The organism is Betaproteobacteria bacterium (genome assembly GCA_009377585.1).
Taxonomy (GTDB): Bacteria; Pseudomonadota; Gammaproteobacteria; order Burkholderiales; family WYBJ01; genus WYBJ01.
Window position 1 is genome coordinate 89,481 of sequence record WHTS01000007.1, and the last position, 21,567, is coordinate 111,047.

The window sequence follows — 21,567 nt, forward strand, 5'->3', positions numbered from 1 at the left end:
GCTTTGCCGAGCAAGGTGCATAAATGAGTATCCGTTCCCAGGCTCACGTGACGCGCAGGCGCCCCGACGACGGCGGCATGGCGTGGCTCGCACTCGGCTTCCGCCCGTTTTTTCTGCTCGCCGCGCTGCTCGCCGCCGCGGCCGTGCCGGTCTGGGTCGCGCAGTTTTTCGGCGTCCTGCCGCAGGCCGGGTTCGTGGCGCCCATGGCATGGCACACGCACGAGATGGTGTTCGGCTTCGCGGTCGCGGTCATTACCGGGTTCCTGTTCACCGCCGTGCGCAACTGGACGGGGCTGCCGACGCCGACCGGACGCACACTCGGCGCCTTGGCGTCGTTGTGGCTGCTCGGACGCATTTTCATGCTCACCGGACCGGGCTGGGCTGCCGCCATTGCAGACATCGCGTTCCTGCCGGCGATCGTCTGGTTTCTGTGGCAGCCCCTGCGCCGCGTGCGCAATCGCAATCAATTCTTCGTCGCGATCCTGCTACTGCTCGCGGCGTTGAACGCAGGATTCCACCTCGCGCACGCCGGAGCGATCACGCTTGCGCCGATCGTCTGGGTGCATGCCGCGCTGCTGCTGGTCGTGCTGGTGGTCGCGATCATGGGTGGGCGCGTCATCCCTGCGTTCACCCGCAACGCCATCCCGGCCGCTCGCATGCGCCGCCTGCCGGGCATCGAAGCCGCATCGCTGGCGACACTTGCGGCGACGCTCGTTGCCTGGACCGCGGGGCTGCCGGATGCGATCGTGGCGCTGCTCGCCTTCGCAACCGCGCTGGCGCACGCCGTGCGACTGTGGTCCTGGAACCCATGGGCGACGCGCTCGAGCCCCATCCTCTGGATTCTGCATCTGTCGTACGCATGGATTGCGCTCGGCATGCTTCTGCTTGCTGTAGCGCTTGCCGGCATTGCGGGTTCTTCGTCGGCCGCGATGCACGCGCTCGGGATCGGCGCGGTCGGCGGCATGATCATCGGCATGATGACGCGCACTGCCCGCGGTCACACCGGCCGGCCGCTCGAGGCGGAAGCAGCCGAGGTGACTGCGTACACATTGGTGCACCTGGCGGCCGCGATTCGGGTTTTTCTTCCCTTGCTGCTGCCGCAGGCCTATGCGTTTGCGCTGGTCGCCTCGGCGGTCCTGTGGTCAGCCGCATTCGCAATCTACTGCGTGGTCTACTGGCCGATCCTGACCCGAGCGCGCGTCGACGGCCAACCGGGCTGACCTGTTTCGCGCCGCGCGCGCGCTATTGTCCGGGCAATTCGATGCGAAACTTGTGGAGACCTTCGTGGCGCTGAACGCAAATGCTTTGACCCGCCGCGCGAGGCGTCGCGTCCGGCGAAGAATTGCGTGGACCGGACTCGGCGCAGCCGTCATGGCCGCGGCTGCCTGTGGACCGGTCTCGCCCGCTCACGCCTGCGTGCCCGTGGGTGTCTGGTCGATTCCCGCACCAGGCGGTATGCGGGTAATCGCTGCGCGCGAGATATTTCTGCAAACACAGTCGCAACCGGTCGTGCTGCTGGGCGAGTCGCACGACAGCGTCGAGCATCATCGCTGGCAGCTGCATGCGCTCGTGGCCCTGCACCTGCAGCGCGCCGACATGGTGATCGGGTTCGAGATGTTCCCGCGGCGCGTGCAGGAGGTGCTCGATCGCTGGGTCGCGGGGGAGCTGAGCGAAAGCGAGTTTCTCGATCGCAGCCATTGGTCCGAGGTCTGGGGGTTCGACGCCGCATACTACCTGCCGCTATTCCATTTCGCGCGCATGCATCGCGTTCCGATGCTCGCCTTGAACGTCGAGCGCGAGCTGGTGCGCAGGATCGGCCGCGAGGGGCTGGACGCCGTTCCCGAGGGCCAGCGTGAGGGCGTCGGGCGCCCCGAGCCGGCGGGCCCGGAGTATCTGCGCGAGCTGCACGCGGTCTATGCGCAGCACGGCAAAGGCGAAGGCGAAGGAAACAGCGGAGATCTCGACGATCCGAAGTTCCAGCGCTTCGTCGCCGGGCAACTGATGTGGGACCGGGCCATGGCCGAAGCGATTCGCGCTGGCCGCAGCCGCTATCCGGGGCGCCAGGTGGTTGCAATCATGGGCCGCGGCCATACCGGGCCGGGTGCCGTGCCGCATCAGCTGCGTGCGCTCGGTATCTCACCCACCGCAGTGCTCTTGCCCTGGGATCGCACGCCCGAATGCACGCCGCCCGGGCCCGGAAGCGCGCATGCGGTGTTCGGCGTGGCGCCTGAGCCCGGCGCCCAGGTTCCTGCCCGCTGAGGCGCGGCAGATCCGATCGCATGCGCTCTCGCATTGCTGTGCATTGCGCACTGTCGTTCACAGCGTCGGCCGTATGCAGCCTGGGTAGCGCCGGCTCGCTGATCGTCGTCGCGGCTTTGCTCGCATCGACTTGCGGGCCCGCCGCCGCGGCCGTGCCGCATTACCAGCTCGATGTCGTGCTCGATCCCGAAACGCGGCTGCTGCAGGTCGACGGATGGATCGCGATTCCGCCCGGCCGGACGCTCGCGTTTCGGCTCGACCCGCACTTTCGCGTGCAGCGATTCGATCTCGAAGGCAAGCGCGTGGCGGCTGAGCGTACGCCGGACGGCACGACGGTGCACGGGCCGGTGCGAGCGCCGCCGGAGCATGCGGTGACCGTGCATGTGCGCTATGCCGGGGAGTTGGCCGCGCTGCAAGCGCTCGATCATCGTCAGGTGTTGGGTTTGGCGGAGCCCGTGTGCGGACCCGAAGGCGCGCTTCTGCCGGCCGCCACCGGGTGGTATCCGCAGGCGCGCGGCGAACGGCTGACGTATCGGATCAAGGTTCTGACGCGAGGCGGCTTTCGCGCCGTCATGCCCGGGAGGCTCGTGCAGCAGGCGGACTCCAGTGCGGGCAACGAGACGATATTCGAATCGGTCCATGCGCTGCCCGGGATCGATCTGGCGGCCGGGCCATACAGCGTCCGCGAGCAGAAGCTCGCGCTGGCGTCGGGGCGCGAAGTTCGCGTCCGGACCTATTTCCATCCGGAGCTGGCCGAACTGGCGCCGGGATACATCGAATCCGCGGCTCGCTATCTCACCCACTACGACCGCGAGATCGGACCTTACGCGTTCGCTTCGTACAGTATCGTGTCGAGCCCGTTGCCCACGGGCTTCGGAATGCCGGGGCTCGCCTATCTCGGGCGGCAGGTGCTGCGCCTGCCGTTCATACGCGCGACCTCGCTCCGCCACGAAGTGCTGCACGACTGGTGGGGTAACGGCGTGGTGCCCGATTCTGCGCACGGCAACTGGGCCGAAGGGCTCACCACGCTGCTTGCGGATTACGCCTATCGCGAGGAGCACGGCGAAGCGCAGGCGAAAGCGATGCGCCTGCGCTGGCTGCGGGACTATGCGGCCGTGGCCCCCGAGCGCGACAGGCCGCTGGCGCAATTCGTTTCGCGCCGTCACGGTGCCGATCAGGCGGTCGGATACAACAAGACGGCATTCGTGTTCCTGATGCTGCGCGACCGGATCGGTGATGGAGCGTTTCGCGCCGGCCTGCAGGCTTTCTGGCGCGAGCATCGGTTGCGCACCGCCGGCTGGCAGGACCTGCAGCGTGCGTTCGAGGCGCAAGCGCGCATCGACCTGAGCGGCTTCTTCGAGCAATGGGTGGAGCGGCCCGGTGCGCCGCTTCTGGAGGTGACCGATGCCAGGCGTTCGCTCGCCTCGGGCCAGCACCGGGTTTCCATTGTCGTGCGGCAGCAGGGCGCTATCTTTCGGCTGCGCGTACCGCTGCGCATCCATCACGAACACGGGAGCATCGACGCGGCCGTCGAGATGCGGGGGCCGCAGGTGCGCGCCGACATCGCGCTGCCGGCACGCGCGCTTTTCGTCGAGATCGATCCCGATATGCGCGTGTTCCGCCGCCTGCATCCGGAAGGGATCGCGCCGACATTGCGCCAGGTGCTGCTCGACCCGCACACGCGCGTCGCAGTCGCGGCTCCCGACAAGACCGCACGCGAGGCGGCGCTCTCGGTGGCGAAAGCCGCGCTCGAATCCGGGGTGAAGCTGCTCGATCCGGGCGCCACGGCAGTTGACACGCCGCTGCTGATCGTGGGAATGCACGCCGAAGTAAAACGACTCCTCGAGCGCCTGGAGCTACCAGAGCGGAGCGTCCCCGGCGCCGAGGCCGGCAGCGCGCTGGCTTACGCCTGGCGCACGCCCGATGGGCAGCCGTATGCCGTAGTGGCCGCGGCCGATGCGCGCCAGCTTACGGCGCTGGCGCGCCCGCTGCCGCACCTGGGCGGGCAGAGCTATGCCGTATTCGATGGAGCGCGCTCCAGTGCGCGCGGGCTATGGCCAGCGCAGTCTCGCCGCTATCCCGTGACCGACTGAAGTGTCGTGTCGCTCAATGGCCTGACTTGCCCCAGAGCTGTTCCAGCCGGTTGTCGCGACCGCAGCCCGAGCGGTAGAACTTGTAGCGCAGCGGATTCTTCTTGTAGTAGTCCTGGTGATAGTCCTCGGCGGAATAGAACGTGGTCGCGCGGGTGATCTCGGTGACGATCGGCTCGCGAAACGGCTTCGTGCGCTCGATCTGGCTGCGCGACGCGACTGCGAGTCGATGCTGCTCTTCGTTGAGGTAGAAGATCCCGCTGCGGTACTGCGAGCCGTGATCGCAGAACTGCGCATTCGGCGTGGTTGGATCGATGTTGCGCCAGAATACTTCGAGCAGCTTCTGGTAGCTCACTTTGCTTGGGTCGAACACGATCTGCACCGCTTCGGTATGCCCCGTGGTTCCGGCGGACACCTGCTGATAGGTCGGGTTCTTGGTGTGCCCGCCGATGTAGCCCGAGGTGGTGGAGACGACACCGGGCAAGGCGTCGTAGGGCGGCTCCATGCACCAGAAGCAGCCACCCGCGAAAATCGCGGTCTCGAGCCCGCTGGCAGGCTTGGTCTGGAGCCCTTCGGCGGACTTGGTCTGGGCGGATGCCGCCTTCGAGAAGTACGCCGAACCGGACAGCACAGTAGCGGCGGCGATGACGAGCAGCAGGCATGAGCGGCGCAGCATGCGATCTCCCGGCATGGTGAGAAGTGGCGAACTTCGTAGTCGTACTCAGCAGCGTTACATTACACCGGTTGCAACGCAAGAGGAGGTATCGATGAGAACGTTGAACATCGTGGGCTGCGGGCGCGCGGGACGCACTTTCGCCCGCTTGTTCCACCAGGCGCACGCCTTCGTGGTACAGGATCTGTACGATCTCAACTTCGCGGCCGCGCGTGCCTGCGCGCAGTTCGCCGATGCCGGCGAGCCGGTACGGCGGCTCTCGCAAATGCGCCCGGCGCAGGTCTGGCTCGTCGCCACGCCCGACCGCGCCATCGTCGAGACGGCGAGCCAGCTGGTGACGGAAAACCGTCTTGCCAAGGGCAACGTGGTCGTGCACATGAGCGGCGCAACCTCGTCGTTGGACATGGTGGCGGCGATCGAATTCGGCGCGCATGCGGGCAGCTTCCACCCGCTGAAGACCTTCGCCGACCCCGGTTACGCCGCGGGCTCTTTTCCGGGGACCTACGTGGCGCTCGAAGGCGACAAGAAAGCGCTCAAGATCCTGCGCGTGGCATTGCGCAAGGCGGGCGCGCGCGTGTTCGAGATCGAGTCGCGCAACAAAGTGCTCTACCACGCCGGCAGCGTGGTCGTGTGCAACTATCTCTGCGCACTGATGGAAGCGGGGCTGCGCTGCTACGAGGCGGCCGGCATCCGGCTGGAATGGTCCTACAAGTTGATGGAACCGCTCGTGCGAGAGACCGTGGACAACGTCTTCCGGGTGGGCACGGTGCGGGCGCTGACCGGTCCGATCGCACGCGGCGACGATGCCATCGTCGTGCGTCAGCTGGAAGCGCTGCGGGGGCGCGACCGGCACCTGGCTACGCTGTACCGCGAGCTCGGCCGCCTCGCTCTGGACCTCGCGCGCAGTCAGGGATCGACCGAGCCGCGTAACCTGGCGCGGGTCGCGCGCGCACTGCGCGAATGACCGGGATCAAACTCGAGCTGCGCGAAGCGCAAATCGGGGCGGAATTCCTGCCAGTGTGGGTGAATCGTAAATTCGTCGTAATTCGTCATTCCCGCGCAAGCGGGAATCCAGAACGAGACTCCGCCTGGACCCCCGCGTTCGCGGGGGTGACGAACTACTGACTCAGGACACTAGGCGTCGATGCCGGCATCGAACTTGATGCCGATCCGGTCCAGCGCCTCCACCGTGCGCTGGCCATGCTTGCGCTGGATTTCCTCGCGCAGCTCCGGCTGGTAGGCGATGCGATCGCCCTGCTGCTCGGTCTGGACGTGGATGATCACGAACAGGCGCCCAGTTTCGGTGGCGGAGATGTTGGTGAACTTGCGTGGCACGCCGGGCGGCACGGAAATGAAGTCGAGCGGCTCGAGCACGACCGCGTGCTCTTCACCCGGGTCACCCCATGCGATCTCGAAGCGTCCGCTCAGGCAGAAGAAGTTCTCGATGGTCTGCTCATGGATATGCATTGCGGGTCCGTCGCCGGGCGGGCATTCGGCGATCGACAGCACCAGCCCCGGCGCACTCTTGATCGGGGCCTGGGCGCTGCGCCCGGTGTAGCTTTCGGGCACCATCAGGGGATAGACCCGGTGCGCCGCGATTTGCTCCATGACTTCCATCGGGATGGCGTTGGCCGCCTCCTGCTGGTACTGGTAGGACTTGAGATCCGGGAAGCGCGCGATTCTGCGGCTCATTGCCTCCGGGGTGACCTTGATCGATTTCATGCCGCTCCTCCTTTGTCCGAAGTGCTCGATCTGATGCTAGCGCTGCGGAGCAGGGCTAACAAGTGTCATGGCAACAGCGTCATGGCAAAGCTTCGGCGCGGCGCGCGAGCAGGCAGTACAGCCGCTCGCTATCGTCTTGCGTCAGGATCGGGCCCGGATCGTTCGGCGCGAACCGCAGCTTGTAGGCGTGGATGGCGGCTGCGGCATTGCGCGTGTCATATCCGAGCGTGGCCAGGCCCAGCATCGGATCGAAGCTCGCGGGCGCCGGCGCAAATGGCGGATCGCACCACAAGCCGAAACCGTATCGCGCCAGCAGGCGCCACGGGAACCAGGCGCTCGGGTCGACCTTGCGCCCGGGTGAGACGTCGGCATGGCCGAGAAAATTGGGCGCCGGGATGCGATAGCGCGCCTGGATGTCGGCAAGCAGGCGCACCAGCGAGTCGATCTGTGCCTGGGGATAGGGCTCGTCGCCGCTGTTGTCGAGCTCGATGCCGATCGACGAGGAGTTGAGGTCGAAATCCGAGCCCCATTGCGAACGCCCGGCATGCCAGGCGCGATAGCGCTCGTCCACGAGCTGAAACACCTTGCCGTCGCGGGCGATGACGTAATGCGCGCTTACTTCACGCACTGGATCGGTCAGCGTGCGCAAGGCGCGCTCGACCGTGTCGTTACTGGTGTGATGCAACACCACGTAGGTCGGGCGGCGTTCGTTGAAATTGGGCGAAGGCAACCACTCGGCGGCGGGCGCGCCCCGGCGCTCCGGCGTCGGCGCGCACGCCGTAAGCAGTACGGCGAGCGCCCAGGCGACCACGCGTTCGAGCGGTGCATGCCGTGAAGGGGTTGATAGCAATGGCGGCAACATGACCGGATGCGATTTCTTGTTCCCGGAGTGTACAAGACGGTGCGGGCAAGGCATGCCGTGCGGGGCTGACGACCGGCATCGACTCAGCGGCAGCGCGCCCGCCCGCCACTCCCGGCAACGAATCTCTCGGATGCAAGGCGGCGGTGCTGGCCGGGCATTGCGCTGGTCTTGCGCCGAGAATGGCGCTGGGTTAACGTGTGTATATCCATACAGGACTTCGGTGCAAGGCCATGCCGCTCAAGACCCGTGCCGGCGATCACGGCGGTCCCACCAAGGGCCGCGGCGCGACCATCAATCCGGAAGGTCGCTTCGAAACCCGCTCGCACGCAGGCGAGGACGACGGCTGGTTCCAGGAACCGCTGGAACGAAAACTCGAGACAGTCGTTACCGAAGAGCGGGTCAAGAGCATCATCTCCCGCAACCAATCGCCCGACGTGCCGTTCTCGCAGTCGATCAATCCCTATCGCGGCTGCGAGCATGGTTGCACCTACTGCGTAGGGGGCGATACCCCTGTGCTGATGGCGGACGGGACGACGCGACCGATGAAAGAGGTGCGTACGGGGGATGCGATCTACGGGACGGCTCGGCAAGGCTGGTATCGGCGCTACGTTCGAGCGCGCGTACTGGCGCACTGGAGTGTCGTCAAACCTGCGTACCGCATCGAACTGGAAGATGGAACCGCGTTGATTGCTGGCGCGGACCATCGGTTTCTGACAGAACGCGGTTGGAAGTTCGTGGCCGACGCGGCGGCACCGGGCTTGCAACGGCCGCATCTCACCACGAGCAACAAACTCATGGGGACCGGCCGCTTCGCCGAGCCGGTCGCCCAGAATGCGGATTACCGTATCGGTTATCTGTGCGGCATGATTCGCGGGGATGGCTTGCTTGCGTCGTATCAATATGTGCGGATAGGCCGTTCGAACGGCGACCAGCATCAGTTCCGCTTGGCACTGTGCGACATGGAGGCATTGCTGCGGACACGCGAGTACCTGCGTGACTGGCAGATCGATACCGAGCCATTCTTGTTTGTGCAGGCCAGCGCCGGGCGTCGCGCCATGCATGCGGTGCGCACCCATGCCCGCGCGAGTGTTGAAGCGATCAGAACGTTGATTGCATGGCCCACGGCGCCATTGCGCGCATGGAGTGCGGGCTTTCTTGCGGGCATCTTCGACGCCGAGGGAAGTTACAGCCAGGGTATTTGGAGGGTATCGAATACCGACCCGGAAATCCTTGCACATATATGTTCGGCGCTGGAGACATTCGCGTTCTCCTACGCTCGAGAAATCGTGCCGTATCAGCACAGGAAACCGGTACATGTGGTCCGCATAAGAGGGGGGGTGGCGGAGCATCTACGCTTCTTTCATACGTTTGACCCGGCAATCCTGCGCAAACGCGATATCGCTGGCCAGGCCGTGAAGAGCCAAGCGCGCTTGCGGGTCGTCCGTGTCGAGCCGCTCGGCAGGGCAATGCGCTTGTACGACATTACGACCGATAGCGAAGATTTCATGGCCAACGGCGTCGTCAGCCACAACTGCTACGCCCGTCCGAGCCATGCCTACCTCAACCTGTCGCCCGGCCTGGATTTCGAGACGCGGCTGTTCGCCAAGATCAATGCCGCCGAGGTTCTGCGCGAGGAATTGGGGCGCCCCGGCTATCGCTGCGAGCTGATCGCGCTCGGCGCCAATACCGATCCGTATCAGCCGATCGAGCGCCGCTATCGCATCACGCGCTCGGTGATCGAGGTGCTGCACGCGCACCACCACCCCCTCGCCATCGTGACCAAGAACGCACTGGTCGAGCGCGACATCGACCTGCTGGCGCCGATGGCGAGCCGCAACCTGGTCGAGGTGTTCGTTTCCATCAACAATCTCGACAACGACCTCGCGCGCCGGCTCGAGCCGCGTTGCTCCGCGCCCGCCCGCCGCCTGGAAGCGATCCGGCGTCTCAGCGCGGCCGGCATTCCGGTCGGCGTTCTGGTCGCGCCCATCATCCCGTTTTTGACCGACGACCAGATCGAGCGCGTGCTGGAAGCGGCGCACGAAGCCGGAGCGCGGCGGGCCTCTTACGTGCTAATGCGTTTGCCTTATGAGATCAAGGATCTGTTTCGTGCCTGGCTCGAGCATCACTATCCGCTGAAGGCGGCCCACGTGATGAGCCGGGTGCAGGCGATGCGCGGCGGGCGCGACAACGACCCCGATTTCCACAGTCGCATGCGCGGCTCGGGTGAGCTCGCCGAGCTGCTCGCCACCCGCTTCCGCCTGGCGTGCCGCCGGCTCGGCTTCAACCGCGATGAGCGCTACGCCGGTATCGATGCGACGCAGTTTCGGCCACCCGATCCGGGCGGTCAGCTTGCGCTGTTTTGAGCGGCGTGCAAACCTCGCGACTGCGAATCCCGCCCTGCCTGGAGGATGCCATGAAGCCCGTCGCGCTGTATGTCGGAGAAATGCTCGGCCGTTACGGCTTTCCTCACGGTCACCCGTTCGGGCCGGATCGGCAGGAGGCGTTCTGGGCCGAAACGTGTGCACGCAGTCTCGACCGGCGCGCACAGATTTGCGAGCCGGTGGCGGCGACCCGCGCGCAGTTGGAGCGCTTCTGCGATCCGGAATTCGTGCGCTTCGTCGAAGCGACTTCGGACCGCGGCGAAGGGTTTTTCGACTACGGCGATACGCCGGCTTTCCCCGGTGCGTTCGAAGCCGTATCGCACGTGGCCGGATCGGCGCTGGCGGGACTGCGCCGGATCATGGACGGCGAAGTGCGTCGCAGCTTCCAGCCGATCGGCGGCTTGCATCATGCACGCCGCAATGCGGCTGCGGGGTTTTGCATCTTCAACGACACCGGCATCGTGATCGAGACGCTGCGCGCTGAATACGGCATCCGGCGCGTGGCCTATGTCGACATCGACGTCCACCATGGCGACGGCGTGTTCTACGCTTACGAATCGGATCCCGATGTCATCATCGTCGATACCCATCAGGATGGGCGCACGCTCTATCCCGGCACCGGGCACGCGCACGAATCGGGCAAGGGCGCGGCCAAGGGCAGCAAGCTCAATATTGCGCTGGCGCCCGGCAGCGCCGACGAAGTCTTCTTCGAGGAGTGGACGCGGGCGGCTGCGTTCCTGCGCGGATTCGCACCCCAGTTCATCATCCTGCAATGCGGTGCCGACAGCATCGCCGGCGATCCGCTGGCGATGCTCAACCTCTCGCCGCTGGCGCATGAGCGGGTCGCCCGCGATCTATGCGCGCTCGCCGAGGAGTGCGCCGAAGGCCGCATCATGGGTTTCGGCGGCGGCGGCTATAACCGGCGCAACCTCGCGCTCGGCTGGAACGGCGTGCTGCAGGCCTTTCTGGAGGTCTGACTCAAAGTCTTGCGGGCAAGCCCTTGGCCCCAACCCTACCCAGGGACCTGCCCGCAGGCGGGCAGGTCCCTGAATAGAACAAACCCGGTACGACGATGGCGTAGCGCGTGACCTCGGTCACGCCACCCCGAGACGAGCGGCCGGGATTGGCCGGTGGCCGGCGGCCCTTCGAATGGGTGCCGCTCCTACAATCGGGTTCAAGGCTTTCCCTTCCGCTGCCGTAGATCGGGTAACTCGCGGTCGCTGGTGGCGGTGCGATCGCGAGACTCGGAAGCGGGGATCGTACCGGAGCGGTTCGATGCCGCGCCCCTTCGGTCTGATCGAAAGCCGTGCCTGGAGGAATGCGTCATGCCGGCAAAGCTGAGCGAGTTGGAGCTGTCCGATCTCGACTTCACGGATACCGTGGTCATGCGCGGTGCCGAAACCAACGAAGCGGCCGACCCGACCGAGCGTATCCTGCGCCAGATCGAGATCCTGGTCGATTCCATCGCGCTGAAAGTCGAGTTCGGCTCGACCGACCCCCGCCTGTGGCGCATCCTCGCCGGCGTCTACCTCGCCCACGAGCGCATCGCCGATTACAACGACTTGGTGCGCAAGCACCTCGCCCGGTTCGGCAGCCCGCTGCGGCTCGACCAGCCGCCGGTGAGCTTCGTCCTGCCGGTCAAGGTGAATTTCGACGACCTTCCCAAGCTCGACATGATCCGCAGCGCCTGCGCTTCGCCGGGCGGCGCGGTGATCGACTTCAGCGCGGTGCGCCGGCTGAGCTCCGGCGGCCTGATCGCGTTGACGGAGTTGCTGATCGCGCTCATCGGACTGGAGGAGCAGCCCTTGCTGCGCGGGCTGGAATCATTCGTCGACAGCGTGGAGGCTGCCATCGGCGCCGGCCAGGGCACACGCGACATGCGCGAGCTGCTGGCGGCGTTTCGCCGCTACAGCAACGCGCATCCTCGGAGCGGCGAGGGTTGCGGCATCGCTGCCGCCTGAATCGAATTTCGCTTTCTCGATCGCGCCAGCCTGCCGCGTCAGGCCCGGCTGATGAAGTAGTCCGCGTGATGAAGTATCCGCGTCAGGGCTTGCGCACCGCGTCGCGAATCTCCCTGAGCAGCACGACTTCCTCGGGCGGCGCAGCCGGCGCGGGCGGCTGCTCGCGCTTCATGCGATTGATCGCCTTGATGACGAGGAAGATCACCCAGGCGATGATCAGGAAATCGACCAGCGTCTGCAGGAATGTGCCGTAGCGCAGCACTGCGGCGCCCGCTTTCTCCGCTTCGGCCAGCGTGGCATAGCTGGCGGAGCCCAGCGTGATGAACAGGTGCTTGAAATCCACGCCGCCCAGAAGCAACCCGATCAGCGGCATGATGATGTCTTTCACCAGCGAGTCGATGATCTTGCCGAAAGCGGCGCCGATGATGACGGCTACCGCAAGATCCACCATGTTGCCCTTGATCGCGAATTCCCTGAACTCCTGAATGATCGCCATAGGTCTCCTGCGTGTGCTTGTTGAAGGTGGCAGCCCGGCAGCATCCTCCTCGGCGCGCCGAAAGCATAACCCGTTCGACCTTTGCTGTCTTGTCGCAGGCTATTCGGACTGGATGCCTGCAATGCCGCGCTGTGCGCCGTTCGATTGACGCCTCCGGGTGTGCATGCAATGCTACGCGTACGCGGGGGCTCGGGTTTCTCTGCGATACGTCGATGGGAGATTGCGATGAGACGCACCTTCGCTGCACTGCTGCTCGCGTGCACCGTCACGCCGCTCGCCGTGGCGGCCGATCCGAAGACCGACAAGGCGCCGAGCGCGCAGCAGATGCGCATGACGGAGTGCAATCAGCGCGCTGGCGACAAGAAGGGTGAAGAGCGCAAGCAGTTCATGAGCGAGTGTCTCAAGGGCTGATCGGCGGAAGGCCGGATGATCAAGGCGTACACGGCCGCGAACTTGCAGGACGCGCATATTCTGCTCGGCTTGTTGCGCGCGAGCGGCATCGAAGCACACATCCTTAACGCCAATGCGGCGGGCGGGCTGGGCGAGATTCCGTTCGCGCAGGTCTATCCGGAGATCTGGCTCGCGAATGCACGCGATCTGAGCACGGCGCGGCAGGTATTCGAAGGCTTCGAGCGCCCGCTGCCGGCCGCGCCGCCCAGGCCGTGTCCAGCGTGCGGCGAGGAAAATCCGGCCGGGTTCGAGATCTGCTGGAACTGCGCTGCGCCGACGGCGCCTGCGTAGTGCGCTGAATCCACCGATGGCAGAAAATCCCATGCACGTATTGGTTACGGGCGGCGCCGGATTCATCGGCTCGCATAGCGTCGAGGCATTGCTCGCAGAGGGCGCTCGCGTCACCGTGCTCGACAATCTCAGCACGGGCAAGCGTGCCAATGTTCCCGAGCACGAGCGCGTCGAATGGATCGAGGGCGACATCCGCGATGCTGCGACCGTTCGGCGCGCGCTCGAGGGCGCTACCCACGTGCTGCACTTGGCTGCACAAGTCTCCGTGCGCGCATCGCTCGAAGATCCTGCGCATTCGGCGAGCCATAACATCGCGGGCTTTCTCAACGTCGCCGAGGCCGCGCGCAGCGCCGGTCGCGTGCGCCTGGTGTATGCGTCCAGCGCCGCGGTGTATGGGGCGCCGGAAACGCTGCCGCTGGACGAGGGCGCACCTTGCCGGCCGACCTCGCCCTACGGCCTGGAGAAGTCGATCGACGATCAGTACGCCGCGCTCTATCGCAATCTGTACGGGGTGAGTCTGCTGGGCATGCGCTATTTCAACGTGTATGGCCCGCGCCAGGACCCGGCTTCGCCGTATGCCGGCGTGATCAGCCGCTTTGCCGCTTGCATCGGCGCCGATAGCCCGCTCACGGTATTCGGCGACGGCCGCCAGACCCGCGACTTCGTCTACGTCGGCGATGTCGCTCGCGCCAACGTCGCGGCGCTGAAATCGTCCTACGATGGCGTGCTGAACGTGGGCACGGGCACGAGCGTGAGCTTGCTGCAGTTGATCGAGGCGCTGGGGCGCTGCGCGGGTCGAACGCCGCAGGTGCGCTTCGATCCGCCCGTGCCCGGCGACATTCGTGATTCTGCGATGCGCCCGGAGCAGATGCGCAAAATCCTCGGCTTCGTGCCGGCGACCGTTCTGGTGGACGGGCTCAGGCAGTTGCTCGCCGCCAAGCCTTAGCGCACGCCGAGGGGCGACGGCGGCGGTCGCACGGCCGCACCAATTCGATGCGACCAGGCGCGAGCGTGCACCCGAATGTCGCCGCCGTGCGATCGCGCTGGCGCCGTCGTGTCTTGATGCACATCCGGCGCCGCCGCGATTGGCTGCACTCAGGCGAATCGCGCCCAGGCCGAGCGCGTGATTCGATGCCGCACGAAGATGGCACGACGCTTGCTGCCAGCCCGCTCATCCACCGCTGAGTTGCAGCCGAATGAAGTCGTACGCCGAGTACCTGCTATTGCTCGATGGCCAGGGCGCGCTGATTCCGCAGCACGAGCTGGAGCTGCTTGCAGGCGCACTGCTCGACGGGGGAATCCCGGATGTCGAGCTCGGCGCGCTGCTTGCCACGGTGCGCAGGCCGTTCGCTTCCGGCCACCTACTGCGCTCGCTGCTTGCTGCGCTCGACACGCGGGTGACGCGCTGGCGCGGCGACGATAGACACCGGCCGGTCGTGATCGGTTGCTACGGCGGAGCGACCAACATGCCGAACCTGGCGCCGCTGCTCGGACTGCTGCTGGCCCGCTTCGACGTGCCGGTGTTGATGCACGGACCGCTGCACGCGGATCAGGGTGTGTCCACCGCCCTGGTATTGCGCGAGCTCGGGATCATGCCTTGTGCGCAGGCGCCTCAGGTGGCCGAGGAGCTCGCGACCCGGCGCCTCGCGTTCGTTCCGGATGCATTGGCTGCGCCGGGTCTCGCCGCGTTGCTGGCGCTGCGGCCTCGTCTCGGTCCGCTGCCGTTGCTCGTCACCGCCGCACGCCTGATCGATCCGTTCGACTGCGGTGCGCTGGTCATTGCGGGGGCTGATAGCGACGACGAGATCGAGCTGATGCGCGGCAGTGTTGCAACCAACCGAACACGCGTGCTGCTGCTGCGTGCCACCGAGGGCGAGGCGTTCGCCAATCCGTTCAGGCGCCCCCGCATGGAATACTGGGAATCGGGCGAGCAGCGCATCCTGTTCGACGCGGCCGAGCCGCAAGCGCGCCGCGCAGCCGCACTTCCCGCCGCGCTCGATGTGCGCTCGACCGCCGCCTGGCTACGACAAGCGTGCGACGGCGTGCGCGCGGTGCCTACACCGATCGTCAATCAGCTGGCGGCCTGCCTGCACGCCGTGGGCTATTGCGACGATTTCAATCAGGCCAAGGCGCTGGCTGCGGTCGCCACGACCCGACGCCACGTCGCTTGAATTCGAGATCGCAAGTGAGCCGCGAGCCCGTGATGCCATGAAGGATTCGTACCAGGAGCGGCTGTCGGCGGGCGAAAGCCTCATCGCCATCGGCTATTCGGGTCGTGCCTGCGGCAAGGACGTGAGCGAAGATTTTTTCGACCTGGCCTGTCCGTCTCTGGAGGACTGGGAAGCGCGCGGGCTGGTGTTCGCCATTGCCGACGGCGTAAGCGGCGGCGGCGGACGGCGTGCTGCCGAGACCTGCGTGCGCACCGTGCTGTCCGATTTCTACGCCACGCCGCTCGCCTGGGACATAGCCCGGCGCCTGGATCGCATCATCGGTGCGCTCAATGCCTGGATCGCCTCCCACAACGCGCGTGCGGCCGAATCCGAGTGCATGCTCTCGACTCTCTCGGTTCTGGTGCTGCACGGCGCGCAGTTTTACGCCGGCCATGTCGGCGACAGCCGCATCTATCGCCTGCGCGGCGGGCATTGCGAGTGCCTTACGACCGATCATGTGTGGCCGCGTGCCGACATGCGGCACGTGCTGCGTCGCGCGGTGGGCCTGGACCAGCATCTGGTGGTCGATTGTTTCTCGGATGCCGTGCAACCCGGCGACCGGTTCCTCATGGTCACCGACGGCGTATGGGAGGTCCTCGGCGAGACGGGATTGCGCGCGGTGCTGGCCGCGGCGAGCGAGCCCGAAGCCATGGCGGAAGCGCTGGTTCAGCGCTCGGCGGAAAGACAGCGCAGCTACTACGGGCACAACGATGCGACCGCGGCCGTGGTGGAAGTGCGCGCCATCGCGGAAAGCGTAGCGGCCTGAAGGCGCCGCTGGCGCGTGTGGCGTGATGGTTCGACTTGCAGCCAGGATCCGTGGGCGCGCGCGGTTGTTGTGCCCCAGGCGTTTGGCTAGAATGCTCTGTACCATTCGCGCCAACAGGAGAAGACAAGATGAAGCACGAGCTTCCGCCTCTGCCCTACGCCATGGATGCGCTCGCCCCGCACGTATCCAAGGAAACGCTCGAGTTCCACTATGGCAAGCATCATCAGGCGTACGTCACCAACCTGAACAATCTCATCCCGAACACCGAGTACGACAAGATGACCCTGGAGGAGATCGTCAAGAAAGCGCCTCCGGGTGGAGTCTTCAACAACGCTGCGCAGGTCTGGAACCACACGTTCTTCTGGCGCTGCATGAAGCCGGGCGGCGGCGGTGCGCCGGGCGGCGCGCTGGCGCAGGCGATCGACAAGAAGTGGGGTTCCCTGGACGATTTCAAGAAGCAGTTCCAGGCCTCGGCCGTGGGCAACTTCGGCTCGGGCTGGACGTGGCTGGTGAAGAAGGGCGACGGCTCGGTCGATATCGTCAACACCAGCAATGCCGGCACCCCGCTCAGCACCAGCGACAAGGCGCTGCTGACGATCGACGTGTGGGAACATGCCTACTACATCGACTATCGCAACGCGCGGCCCAAGTTCGTCGAGACCTTTCTTGCCAGCCTTGCGAACTGGGATTTCGCGGCCAAGAATTTCGCCTGACCGTCACGCAACAGAAAAAGGGGCCAGGCTCGATCAATCGAGATCGAGCCTGGCCCCTTTATCGTTTGCGATTGGCGCGTGGCGGCGATTACTTCGGCTTCGCTGCGGCTTCGAGCCCGAGCACCTTGGCGCCTGCACGAATGCCGCGCGCGGCGAACCAGCCCTGGTTCATCTCCAGGGCATAAAGGGCGAACCCGGCCGCGGTATGGGAGTCGGTGGTGAGCGGCATCATGTCGGCGATGTTGAGAACGACGCCGCGCTCGTCGATGAATGCGACCGACAGCGGGATATAGGTGTTGCGCATCCACATGCCGTGGAAACCGGGTGCGGTGAACACGAACAGCATCCCGGCATCGGCGGCGAGCGGCTGCTTGCGATGCATGAGACCCAGCGTGCGCGCGGGTTCCGTGGCCGCGACTTCGGCGCTCACCTTGTGCTCGCCGATTCGCAGTTCGATCACGGGCAGCTTGTCGGCTGCGTGGCTCGCGGCGGTAACCAAAGCAAGCAGGGCGGGCAGCATGGCGATGCGCTTGGAAAGCGGTTTCATGGCATCAGAACGAAAGCAAGTAGAGCGATTCTGCCACAGCCGCCGCCGCTGTCTCGTCGCTTCGCCATGCTATAGTCGTGCGGATCGTGGCGCATCCTATCGCCGCCTCGGCGACGCAAGCGTCGACCCCGCAAGCATCGACCTAACGGCCCAACGGCGGCTTTGCCGGCCGCTCGCTCATCATGCCGAAAAAACACCTGCTGGGTAGCCTGTTGCTGTGTTGTGCGCTCGTGCAGGCTGCGAGCGCGCCGGCCGCTTTGCTCGAGCGGCACGCCGAAGGTCCGTTTCCGAACCGGCCGATCCGGCTGGTCGTGACCTTTCCTCCGGGTGGCGGCACCGACACCTTGGCGCGCATCCTGGGCGTGCAGCTCGGCGAGATATGGCGCGAACAGGTGGTGATCGACAATCGTCCGGGCGCGAGCGGCAACATCGGCGCCGAGATCGTCGCGCGTTCCGCGTCCGACGGTTACACGCTGCTCATGGTGAACAGCACCTTCGCGATGAATGCCGGCTTGTACTCGAAGCTCAAGTTCGACTCGGTGCGCGACTTCACCGCGATCGCACGGGTCGCCTCCACCTCCGGCATCGTTGCGGTTCATCCTTCGCTCGCCGTCGGTTCGATCAAGGAGCTGATCGCAGCCGCGCGGACGAGACCTGGAAAAATCGCCTATTCGTCGTGCGGGAGCGGAACGCCGCAGCATCTCTCCGGCGAGCTGCTCAAGTTCCTGGCGAAGATCGAGCTGATCCACGTGCCGTACAAGGGCTGCGCACCGGCGCTCGCCGATGGCCTGGCGGGTCAGGTGCCCGTCATTTTCAATACCGTTCCGAACGTGCTGCCGCATGCGCGAGCGGGGCGCTTGCGCGCGCTTGCGGTGACGTCCGGAAAGCGCTTCGCCCTCGAACCCGATTTGCACACGGTCGCCGAGGCTGGGCTGGAAGGCTACGACGTCGATCAGTGGTTCGCGGTGCTCGGCCCGAGCGGAATCCCGCAGCCGATCGTCGCTACGCTGAATCGCGAGATCGTACGCATCGTTGCGGCGCCCGCGTTGCGCGAGAAGCTGATCGCTCAGTATTTCGTTCCGGCGCCGTCCACACCCGAGCAGATGACGACCATCGTGCGCCAGGACATCGCTCGCTGGGCGAAATTGATCAAGCAGGTCGGCATCCGGGTGGATTGACAGCGCTTTCTCGTTCGCTGCGCTTCGGCGTCACGCCAGTGGATGGCCGAGATCGGCTGCGCGCGTGCGCTCATGTTCGGCGACGGCCCAGTCGGCGATCGCCTGCAACAGGCTTTCGATCTCGCCCACCGCCGCGCTGGTTCGAACCAGCACGCCGGGATTGTCTTCGCAGGCCCGGGCGATGATTCGCGGCAGCTCCTCGCGCAGGTGGCGGCCTTGCGCCATGAAGAGCGGCAGCACCGTGACACGCTCGATGCTCTGGTCGGCCAGCGTGCCGATCACCTCGGGCAGGCCGGGCTGCATCTGTTCCAGAAAAGCCAGCACGACTGGCGTATCGGGCAGGCGCCGTTCGAGCCGGGCGCGCAGCGCCTCGAACGGACGCGCCCACTCGGGATCGCGCGAGCCGTGCGCAAACAGCACCAGGGCGGTATCGCTTGCCATCGTCAGCGGCCCGTGCTGCCGAAGCCTCCCGCGCCGCGGCTGCTGGCGCCGAATTCGTCCACGACGTTGAAGCCGACCTGCACCACCGGCACGATCACGAGCTGCGCCAGGCGCTCCATCGGCTCGACGGTGAACGGCGCCTGGCCGCGATTCCAGGTGGATACGAAGATCTGCCCCTGGTAGTCGGAATCGATCAGGCCGACCAGGTTGCCGAGCACGATGCCGTGCTTGTGGCCCAGGCCCGAGCGGGGCAGGATGATCGCGGCGAGCCCCGGGTCGGCGATATGGATCGCGATGCCAGCAGGGATCAGCTCGGTCTGACCCGGCTTCAACTCGAGCGGCTTTTCCAGGCAGGCGCGCAGGTCGAGCCCCGCCGAACCCGGGGTGGCGTAGTGCGGCAACTGCTCGTGCAGACGCGCATCCAGAACCTTCACGTCGATGCAGCGCGGTGCGGTCGCCGTCATCGTTTGGCGCCCTTGGCGGTGAGCTCGGCCACCCGCGCAATAAGCTGCCGAGCCTGCTCGAGCTTCGGTGCGCGCGCCAGCACGTGGCGTCCCGAGTCGTCGAACAGGACCAGCTCGTTGTCGTCGGCGCCGATCGCGTCCTGCACCAGGTTCGCGGCCAGCAGCGGAATGCGCTTGCGGTGCCGCTTGTCCTGCGCGTATTCCTCCAGGTTGCGGCTCTCGGCGGCGAAGCCGACGCAGAAGGGTGGATTCGACAGGCCTACGACGTGGGCAAGAATGTCGGTGGTCGGAACAAGCTCGACTGTCATGCGCTGATCGGATTTCTTGATCTTGTGCTCGGCTGCGCTTGCCGGGCGGTAGTCGGCCACCGCGGCCACCCCGATGAAGATATCGCAGCCTTCGAGATGCGCCTTGACCTGGCCGAACATCTGCTCGGCGCTTTCCACGCGCACGACCGTGCACGAACGCAGCGGCGCCAGCGTGGTCGGTCCGCACACGATGGTGACTTCGGCACCCGCCTCGCACGCGGCGCGCGCGACCGCGAAGCCCATCTTGCCCGAGCTGCGATTGGTGATCCCCCGCACTGCGTCGATCGCCTCGAAGGTCGGGCCGGCCGTGAGCAGCACCCGCTTGCCCCGCAGCGCCTTGGGCTCGATCAGCGCCGTCAGCACGTCCTCGCAGATGTCCGCCGCTTCCAGCATGCGGCCCAAGCCGACCTCGCCGCAGGCCTGATCGCCGCTCGCCGGACCGAGCACGATGACGCCGTCCTTCTTCAACTGGGCGACGTTGCGTTGCGTGGCCGCGTTCTGCCACATCTGTCGGTTCATCGCCGGGGCCACGAACAGCGGGCAATCGCGCGCCAGGCACAGCGTCGACAGCAGGTCGTCGGCCAGTCCATGGGCAAGCTTGGCGAGCAGATCGGCGCTTGCCGGTGCGATGACGATCGCATCGCGGTCGCGCGACAGGTCGATATGCGCCATGTTGTCGCCGATGCGCGCGTCCCACATATCCTTGTAAACAGGCTTGCCCGAGAGCGCCTGCATGGACACCGGCGTGATGAAGCCGCATGCGGCCTCGGTCATGACGACCTGGACGTCGATGCCCTCCTGCACGAACAGGCGGGTGAGCTCGGCCGCCTTGTAGGCCGCGATACCGCCGGAGAGCCCGAGCAGCAGGCGAGGTTTCGGTCGTGCGGGCATGATGTGTCGCGTACGAAGAAGCGATGCGTGAGTGTAAACCAGGAAGCGCAAGCCCACTGGGCGGACCGGACGCGCCGGACGAGCCTTGCTTTCGAGCGTCCGGCCAGGGTATCCGGCATAGGCCTTGTGGGCGAGCGCGCAACCCCGGCCACGATGGCAGACTCGCGGTCGCGCTGGAGCGAACGAACGGGAAGGCGTATGTCAATTAGCGATTGGCCGAGAGCCGAGCGCCCGCGAGAGCGCCTTCTGCGCTGCGGCGCGCAGCCGCTGTCGGATGCGGAGCTGCTCGCCGTCTTTCTACGCACCGGCGTGCGCGGCAAGACAGCGGTCGATGTCGCACGCGATCTGCTCGGACGCTTCGGCAGCCTCTCCGCCATACTCGCGGCCGAGCGCGCGGTGCTATGCGAGCAGCGCGGTTTCGGCATCTCCCGTTTCTGCCAGATGAGTGCGATGATGGAGCTCGTGCGTCGAACCTTGCGCGAAGAGATGGCGCGGCGCGATGCACTGGTCTCGCCCGGGGCGGTGCGCGACTTCCTGCGCCTGAAGCTGCGCGACCTGCCGCACGAGGTGTTCGTCGGCCTGTACCTCGATGCGCAGAACCGGGTGATCGGCGACGAGGAACTGTTCCGAGGCACGCTGACCCAGACCAGTGTCTACCCGCGAGAAGTGGTCAAGAGCGCGCTCGCCCGCAATGCAGCCGCCATGATACTGGCGCACAACCATCCGTCCGGCGTGGCCGAGCCGAGCCACGCCGACGAAGCGCTCACACGGGCGTTGCGCCAGGCCTTAGCGCTGGTGGACGTGCGGGTGCTCGACCACTTCGTGATCGCGGGCAATGCCGCGATTTCGTTCGCGGAACGTGGA

At 66.1% G+C, this 21,567-nt stretch carries 23 protein-coding genes; 15 read left to right on the top strand and 8 right to left on the bottom strand.

Annotated features, from left to right (window positions below):
* Positions 1-23 precede the first annotated feature (23 nt).
* The 3 genes from GEV05_04360 (at position 24) to GEV05_04370 (ending at position 4,352) form a co-directional block, all read left to right on the top strand.
* Entirely contained in the window at positions 24-1,220 is a 1,197-nt protein-coding gene (locus GEV05_04360) for an NnrS family protein (GenBank protein MPZ42633.1), read from the top strand.
* A gap of 151 nt (positions 1,221-1,371) precedes the next feature.
* A complete protein-coding gene (locus GEV05_04365) occupies positions 1,372-2,259 on the top strand; it encodes a signal protein PDZ (protein MPZ42634.1) in 888 nt (295 codons plus the stop codon).
* Between the two features lie 20 nt (positions 2,260-2,279).
* The gene (locus tag GEV05_04370; protein MPZ42635.1) at positions 2,280-4,352 is read left to right on the top strand and encodes a M1 family peptidase; all 2,073 of its coding nucleotides are present in this window, start codon (positions 2,280-2,282) and stop codon (positions 4,350-4,352) included.
* A gap of 13 nt (positions 4,353-4,365) precedes the next feature.
* Here the strand turns inward: GEV05_04370 and msrA are convergent, their stop codons facing one another.
* On the bottom strand, positions 4,366-5,025 hold the full coding sequence (gene msrA / locus GEV05_04375) for a peptide-methionine (S)-S-oxide reductase MsrA (protein MPZ42636.1): 660 nt from the start codon (positions 5,023-5,025) through the stop codon (positions 4,366-4,368).
* On the opposite strand from msrA, the gene GEV05_04380 reads away from it, so the two are divergent.
* Positions 4,994-5,986 carry a DUF2520 domain-containing protein gene (locus GEV05_04380; protein MPZ42637.1) on the top strand — a complete coding sequence of 331 codons (993 nt, stop codon included), beginning with the start codon at positions 4,994-4,996 and terminating at the stop codon, positions 5,984-5,986. The two genes, msrA and GEV05_04380, sit on opposite strands and share 32 nt — an antisense overlap.
* A 170-nt stretch (positions 5,987-6,156) precedes the next feature.
* Here GEV05_04380 and GEV05_04385 read toward each other — a convergent pair whose 3' ends face one another.
* Positions 6,157-6,744, bottom strand: a complete 588-nt coding sequence (locus GEV05_04385; GenBank protein ID MPZ42638.1) for a cupin domain-containing protein — start codon at positions 6,742-6,744, stop codon at positions 6,157-6,159.
* A 79-nt stretch (positions 6,745-6,823) separates the two neighbouring features.
* Complete coding sequence (locus GEV05_04390) at positions 6,824-7,660, bottom strand: N-acetylmuramoyl-L-alanine amidase (protein MPZ42639.1); 837 nt, start codon at positions 7,658-7,660, stop codon at positions 6,824-6,826.
* A 1,001-nt stretch (positions 7,661-8,661) separates the two neighbouring features.
* On the opposite strand from GEV05_04390, the gene GEV05_04395 reads away from it, so the two are divergent.
* The 3 genes from GEV05_04395 (at position 8,662) to GEV05_04405 (ending at position 11,948) form a co-directional block, all read left to right on the top strand.
* Complete coding sequence (locus GEV05_04395; GenBank protein MPZ42640.1) at positions 8,662-9,969, top strand: PA0069 family radical SAM protein; 1,308 nt, start codon at positions 8,662-8,664, stop codon at positions 9,967-9,969.
* Between the two features lie 50 nt (positions 9,970-10,019).
* Positions 10,020-10,964 carry an acetoin utilization protein AcuC gene (locus GEV05_04400; protein ID MPZ42641.1) on the top strand — a complete coding sequence of 315 codons (945 nt, stop codon included), beginning with the start codon at positions 10,020-10,022 and terminating at the stop codon, positions 10,962-10,964.
* 348 nt (positions 10,965-11,312) lie between these two features.
* Positions 11,313-11,948, top strand: a complete 636-nt coding sequence (locus GEV05_04405) for a hypothetical protein (protein ID MPZ42642.1) — start codon at positions 11,313-11,315, stop codon at positions 11,946-11,948.
* 82 nt (positions 11,949-12,030) lie between these two features.
* Here the strand turns inward: GEV05_04405 and mscL are convergent, their stop codons facing one another.
* The gene (mscL, locus tag GEV05_04410) at positions 12,031-12,444 is read right to left on the bottom strand and encodes a large conductance mechanosensitive channel protein MscL (protein MPZ42643.1); all 414 of its coding nucleotides are present in this window, start codon (positions 12,442-12,444) and stop codon (positions 12,031-12,033) included.
* Positions 12,445-12,669: 225 nt separating this feature from the next.
* Between mscL and GEV05_04415 the strand changes: the two genes are divergently transcribed.
* The 6 genes from GEV05_04415 to GEV05_04440 all read left to right on the top strand — a co-directional run bounded on the left by GEV05_04415 (position 12,670) and on the right by GEV05_04440 (position 16,874).
* Positions 12,670-12,855, top strand: a complete 186-nt coding sequence (locus tag GEV05_04415; protein MPZ42644.1) for a hypothetical protein — start codon at positions 12,670-12,672, stop codon at positions 12,853-12,855.
* A 15-nt stretch (positions 12,856-12,870) separates the two neighbouring features.
* On the top strand, positions 12,871-13,185 hold the full coding sequence (locus GEV05_04420; protein ID MPZ42645.1) for a DUF2007 domain-containing protein: 315 nt from the start codon (positions 12,871-12,873) through the stop codon (positions 13,183-13,185).
* A 31-nt stretch (positions 13,186-13,216) separates the two neighbouring features.
* Entirely contained in the window at positions 13,217-14,131 is a 915-nt protein-coding gene (locus tag GEV05_04425; GenBank protein ID MPZ42646.1) for an NAD-dependent epimerase/dehydratase family protein, read from the top strand.
* A gap of 250 nt (positions 14,132-14,381) precedes the next feature.
* A complete protein-coding gene (gene ybiB / locus GEV05_04430) occupies positions 14,382-15,356 on the top strand; it encodes a DNA-binding protein YbiB (GenBank protein ID MPZ42647.1) in 975 nt (324 codons plus the stop codon).
* Positions 15,357-15,393: 37 nt separating this feature from the next.
* Positions 15,394-16,161: a SpoIIE family protein phosphatase gene (locus GEV05_04435; protein MPZ42648.1), complete on the top strand. Its 768-nt coding sequence runs from the start codon at positions 15,394-15,396 to the stop codon at positions 16,159-16,161.
* Positions 16,162-16,289: 128 nt separating this feature from the next.
* Positions 16,290-16,874 (top strand): superoxide dismutase [Fe], encoded by a 585-nt coding sequence (locus GEV05_04440; protein ID MPZ42649.1) that lies wholly within the window; start codon positions 16,290-16,292, stop codon positions 16,872-16,874.
* Between the two features lie 88 nt (positions 16,875-16,962).
* Here the strand turns inward: GEV05_04440 and GEV05_04445 are convergent, their stop codons facing one another.
* Entirely contained in the window at positions 16,963-17,421 is a 459-nt protein-coding gene (locus GEV05_04445) for a DUF192 domain-containing protein (GenBank protein MPZ42650.1), read from the bottom strand.
* 182 nt (positions 17,422-17,603) lie between these two features.
* On the opposite strand from GEV05_04445, the gene GEV05_04450 reads away from it, so the two are divergent.
* Positions 17,604-18,599, top strand: coding sequence for a tripartite tricarboxylate transporter substrate binding protein (locus GEV05_04450; GenBank protein MPZ42651.1), 996 nt, complete (start codon positions 17,604-17,606; stop codon positions 18,597-18,599).
* Between the two features lie 30 nt (positions 18,600-18,629).
* On the opposite strand, the gene GEV05_04455 is transcribed toward GEV05_04450, so the two are convergent.
* From GEV05_04455 to coaBC, 3 genes are read right to left on the bottom strand one after another with little or no spacing between them, the layout of a single operon-like run.
* Complete coding sequence (locus GEV05_04455; protein MPZ42652.1) at positions 18,630-19,040, bottom strand: cobalamin biosynthesis protein CbiX; 411 nt, start codon at positions 19,038-19,040, stop codon at positions 18,630-18,632.
* A 2-nt stretch (positions 19,041-19,042) separates the two neighbouring features.
* Entirely contained in the window at positions 19,043-19,504 is a 462-nt protein-coding gene (locus GEV05_04460) for a dUTP diphosphatase (protein MPZ42653.1), read from the bottom strand.
* Entirely contained in the window at positions 19,501-20,703 is a 1,203-nt protein-coding gene (gene coaBC, locus GEV05_04465; GenBank protein MPZ42654.1) for a bifunctional phosphopantothenoylcysteine decarboxylase/phosphopantothenate--cysteine ligase CoaBC, read from the bottom strand. Before coaBC ends, GEV05_04460 begins: the two co-directional genes overlap by 4 nt.
* A gap of 198 nt (positions 20,704-20,901) precedes the next feature.
* On the opposite strand from coaBC, the gene radC reads away from it, so the two are divergent.
* Positions 20,902-21,567 (top strand): DNA repair protein RadC (radC, locus tag GEV05_04470; GenBank protein ID MPZ42655.1); only part of this gene is annotated, 666 nt, incomplete at its 3' end.

What these genes read in the sequence shown, in the direction of transcription:
- mscL (MPZ42643.1), bottom strand. Translation starts at nt 12,444, where the DNA reads ATGGCGATCATTCAGGAGTTCAGGGAATTCGCGATCAAGGGCAACATG.
- GEV05_04395 (MPZ42640.1), top strand. Translation starts at nt 8,662, where the DNA reads ATGCATGCGGTGCGCACCCATGCCCGCGCGAGTGTTGAAGCGATCAGA.
- GEV05_04380 (MPZ42637.1), top strand. Translation starts at nt 4,994, where the DNA reads ATGACGAGCAGCAGGCATGAGCGGCGCAGCATGCGATCTCCCGGCATG.
- GEV05_04385 (MPZ42638.1), bottom strand. Translation starts at nt 6,744, where the DNA reads ATGAAATCGATCAAGGTCACCCCGGAGGCAATGAGCCGCAGAATCGCG.
- GEV05_04405 (MPZ42642.1), top strand. Translation starts at nt 11,313, where the DNA reads ATGCCGGCAAAGCTGAGCGAGTTGGAGCTGTCCGATCTCGACTTCACG.
- GEV05_04415 (MPZ42644.1), top strand. Translation starts at nt 12,670, where the DNA reads ATGAGACGCACCTTCGCTGCACTGCTGCTCGCGTGCACCGTCACGCCG.
- GEV05_04390 (MPZ42639.1), bottom strand. Translation starts at nt 7,660, where the DNA reads ATGCCTTGCCCGCACCGTCTTGTACACTCCGGGAACAAGAAATCGCAT.
- GEV05_04460 (MPZ42653.1), bottom strand. Translation starts at nt 19,504, where the DNA reads ATGACGGCGACCGCACCGCGCTGCATCGACGTGAAGGTTCTGGATGCG.
- GEV05_04360 (MPZ42633.1), top strand. Translation starts at nt 24, where the DNA reads ATGAGTATCCGTTCCCAGGCTCACGTGACGCGCAGGCGCCCCGACGAC.
- GEV05_04445 (MPZ42650.1), bottom strand. Translation starts at nt 17,421, where the DNA reads ATGAAACCGCTTTCCAAGCGCATCGCCATGCTGCCCGCCCTGCTTGCT.
- GEV05_04400 (MPZ42641.1), top strand. Translation starts at nt 10,020, where the DNA reads ATGAAGCCCGTCGCGCTGTATGTCGGAGAAATGCTCGGCCGTTACGGC.
- GEV05_04425 (MPZ42646.1), top strand. Translation starts at nt 13,217, where the DNA reads ATGCACGTATTGGTTACGGGCGGCGCCGGATTCATCGGCTCGCATAGC.
- GEV05_04370 (MPZ42635.1), top strand. Translation starts at nt 2,280, where the DNA reads ATGCGCTCTCGCATTGCTGTGCATTGCGCACTGTCGTTCACAGCGTCG.
- GEV05_04435 (MPZ42648.1), top strand. Translation starts at nt 15,394, where the DNA reads ATGAAGGATTCGTACCAGGAGCGGCTGTCGGCGGGCGAAAGCCTCATC.
- GEV05_04440 (MPZ42649.1), top strand. Translation starts at nt 16,290, where the DNA reads ATGAAGCACGAGCTTCCGCCTCTGCCCTACGCCATGGATGCGCTCGCC.
- ybiB (MPZ42647.1), top strand. Translation starts at nt 14,382, where the DNA reads ATGAAGTCGTACGCCGAGTACCTGCTATTGCTCGATGGCCAGGGCGCG.
- GEV05_04450 (MPZ42651.1), top strand. Translation starts at nt 17,604, where the DNA reads ATGCCGAAAAAACACCTGCTGGGTAGCCTGTTGCTGTGTTGTGCGCTC.
- coaBC (MPZ42654.1), bottom strand. Translation starts at nt 20,703, where the DNA reads ATGCCCGCACGACCGAAACCTCGCCTGCTGCTCGGGCTCTCCGGCGGT.
- GEV05_04420 (MPZ42645.1), top strand. Translation starts at nt 12,871, where the DNA reads ATGATCAAGGCGTACACGGCCGCGAACTTGCAGGACGCGCATATTCTG.
- GEV05_04455 (MPZ42652.1), bottom strand. Translation starts at nt 19,040, where the DNA reads ATGGCAAGCGATACCGCCCTGGTGCTGTTTGCGCACGGCTCGCGCGAT.
- GEV05_04365 (MPZ42634.1), top strand. Translation starts at nt 1,372, where the DNA reads ATGGCCGCGGCTGCCTGTGGACCGGTCTCGCCCGCTCACGCCTGCGTG.
- msrA (MPZ42636.1), bottom strand. Translation starts at nt 5,025, where the DNA reads ATGCTGCGCCGCTCATGCCTGCTGCTCGTCATCGCCGCCGCTACTGTG.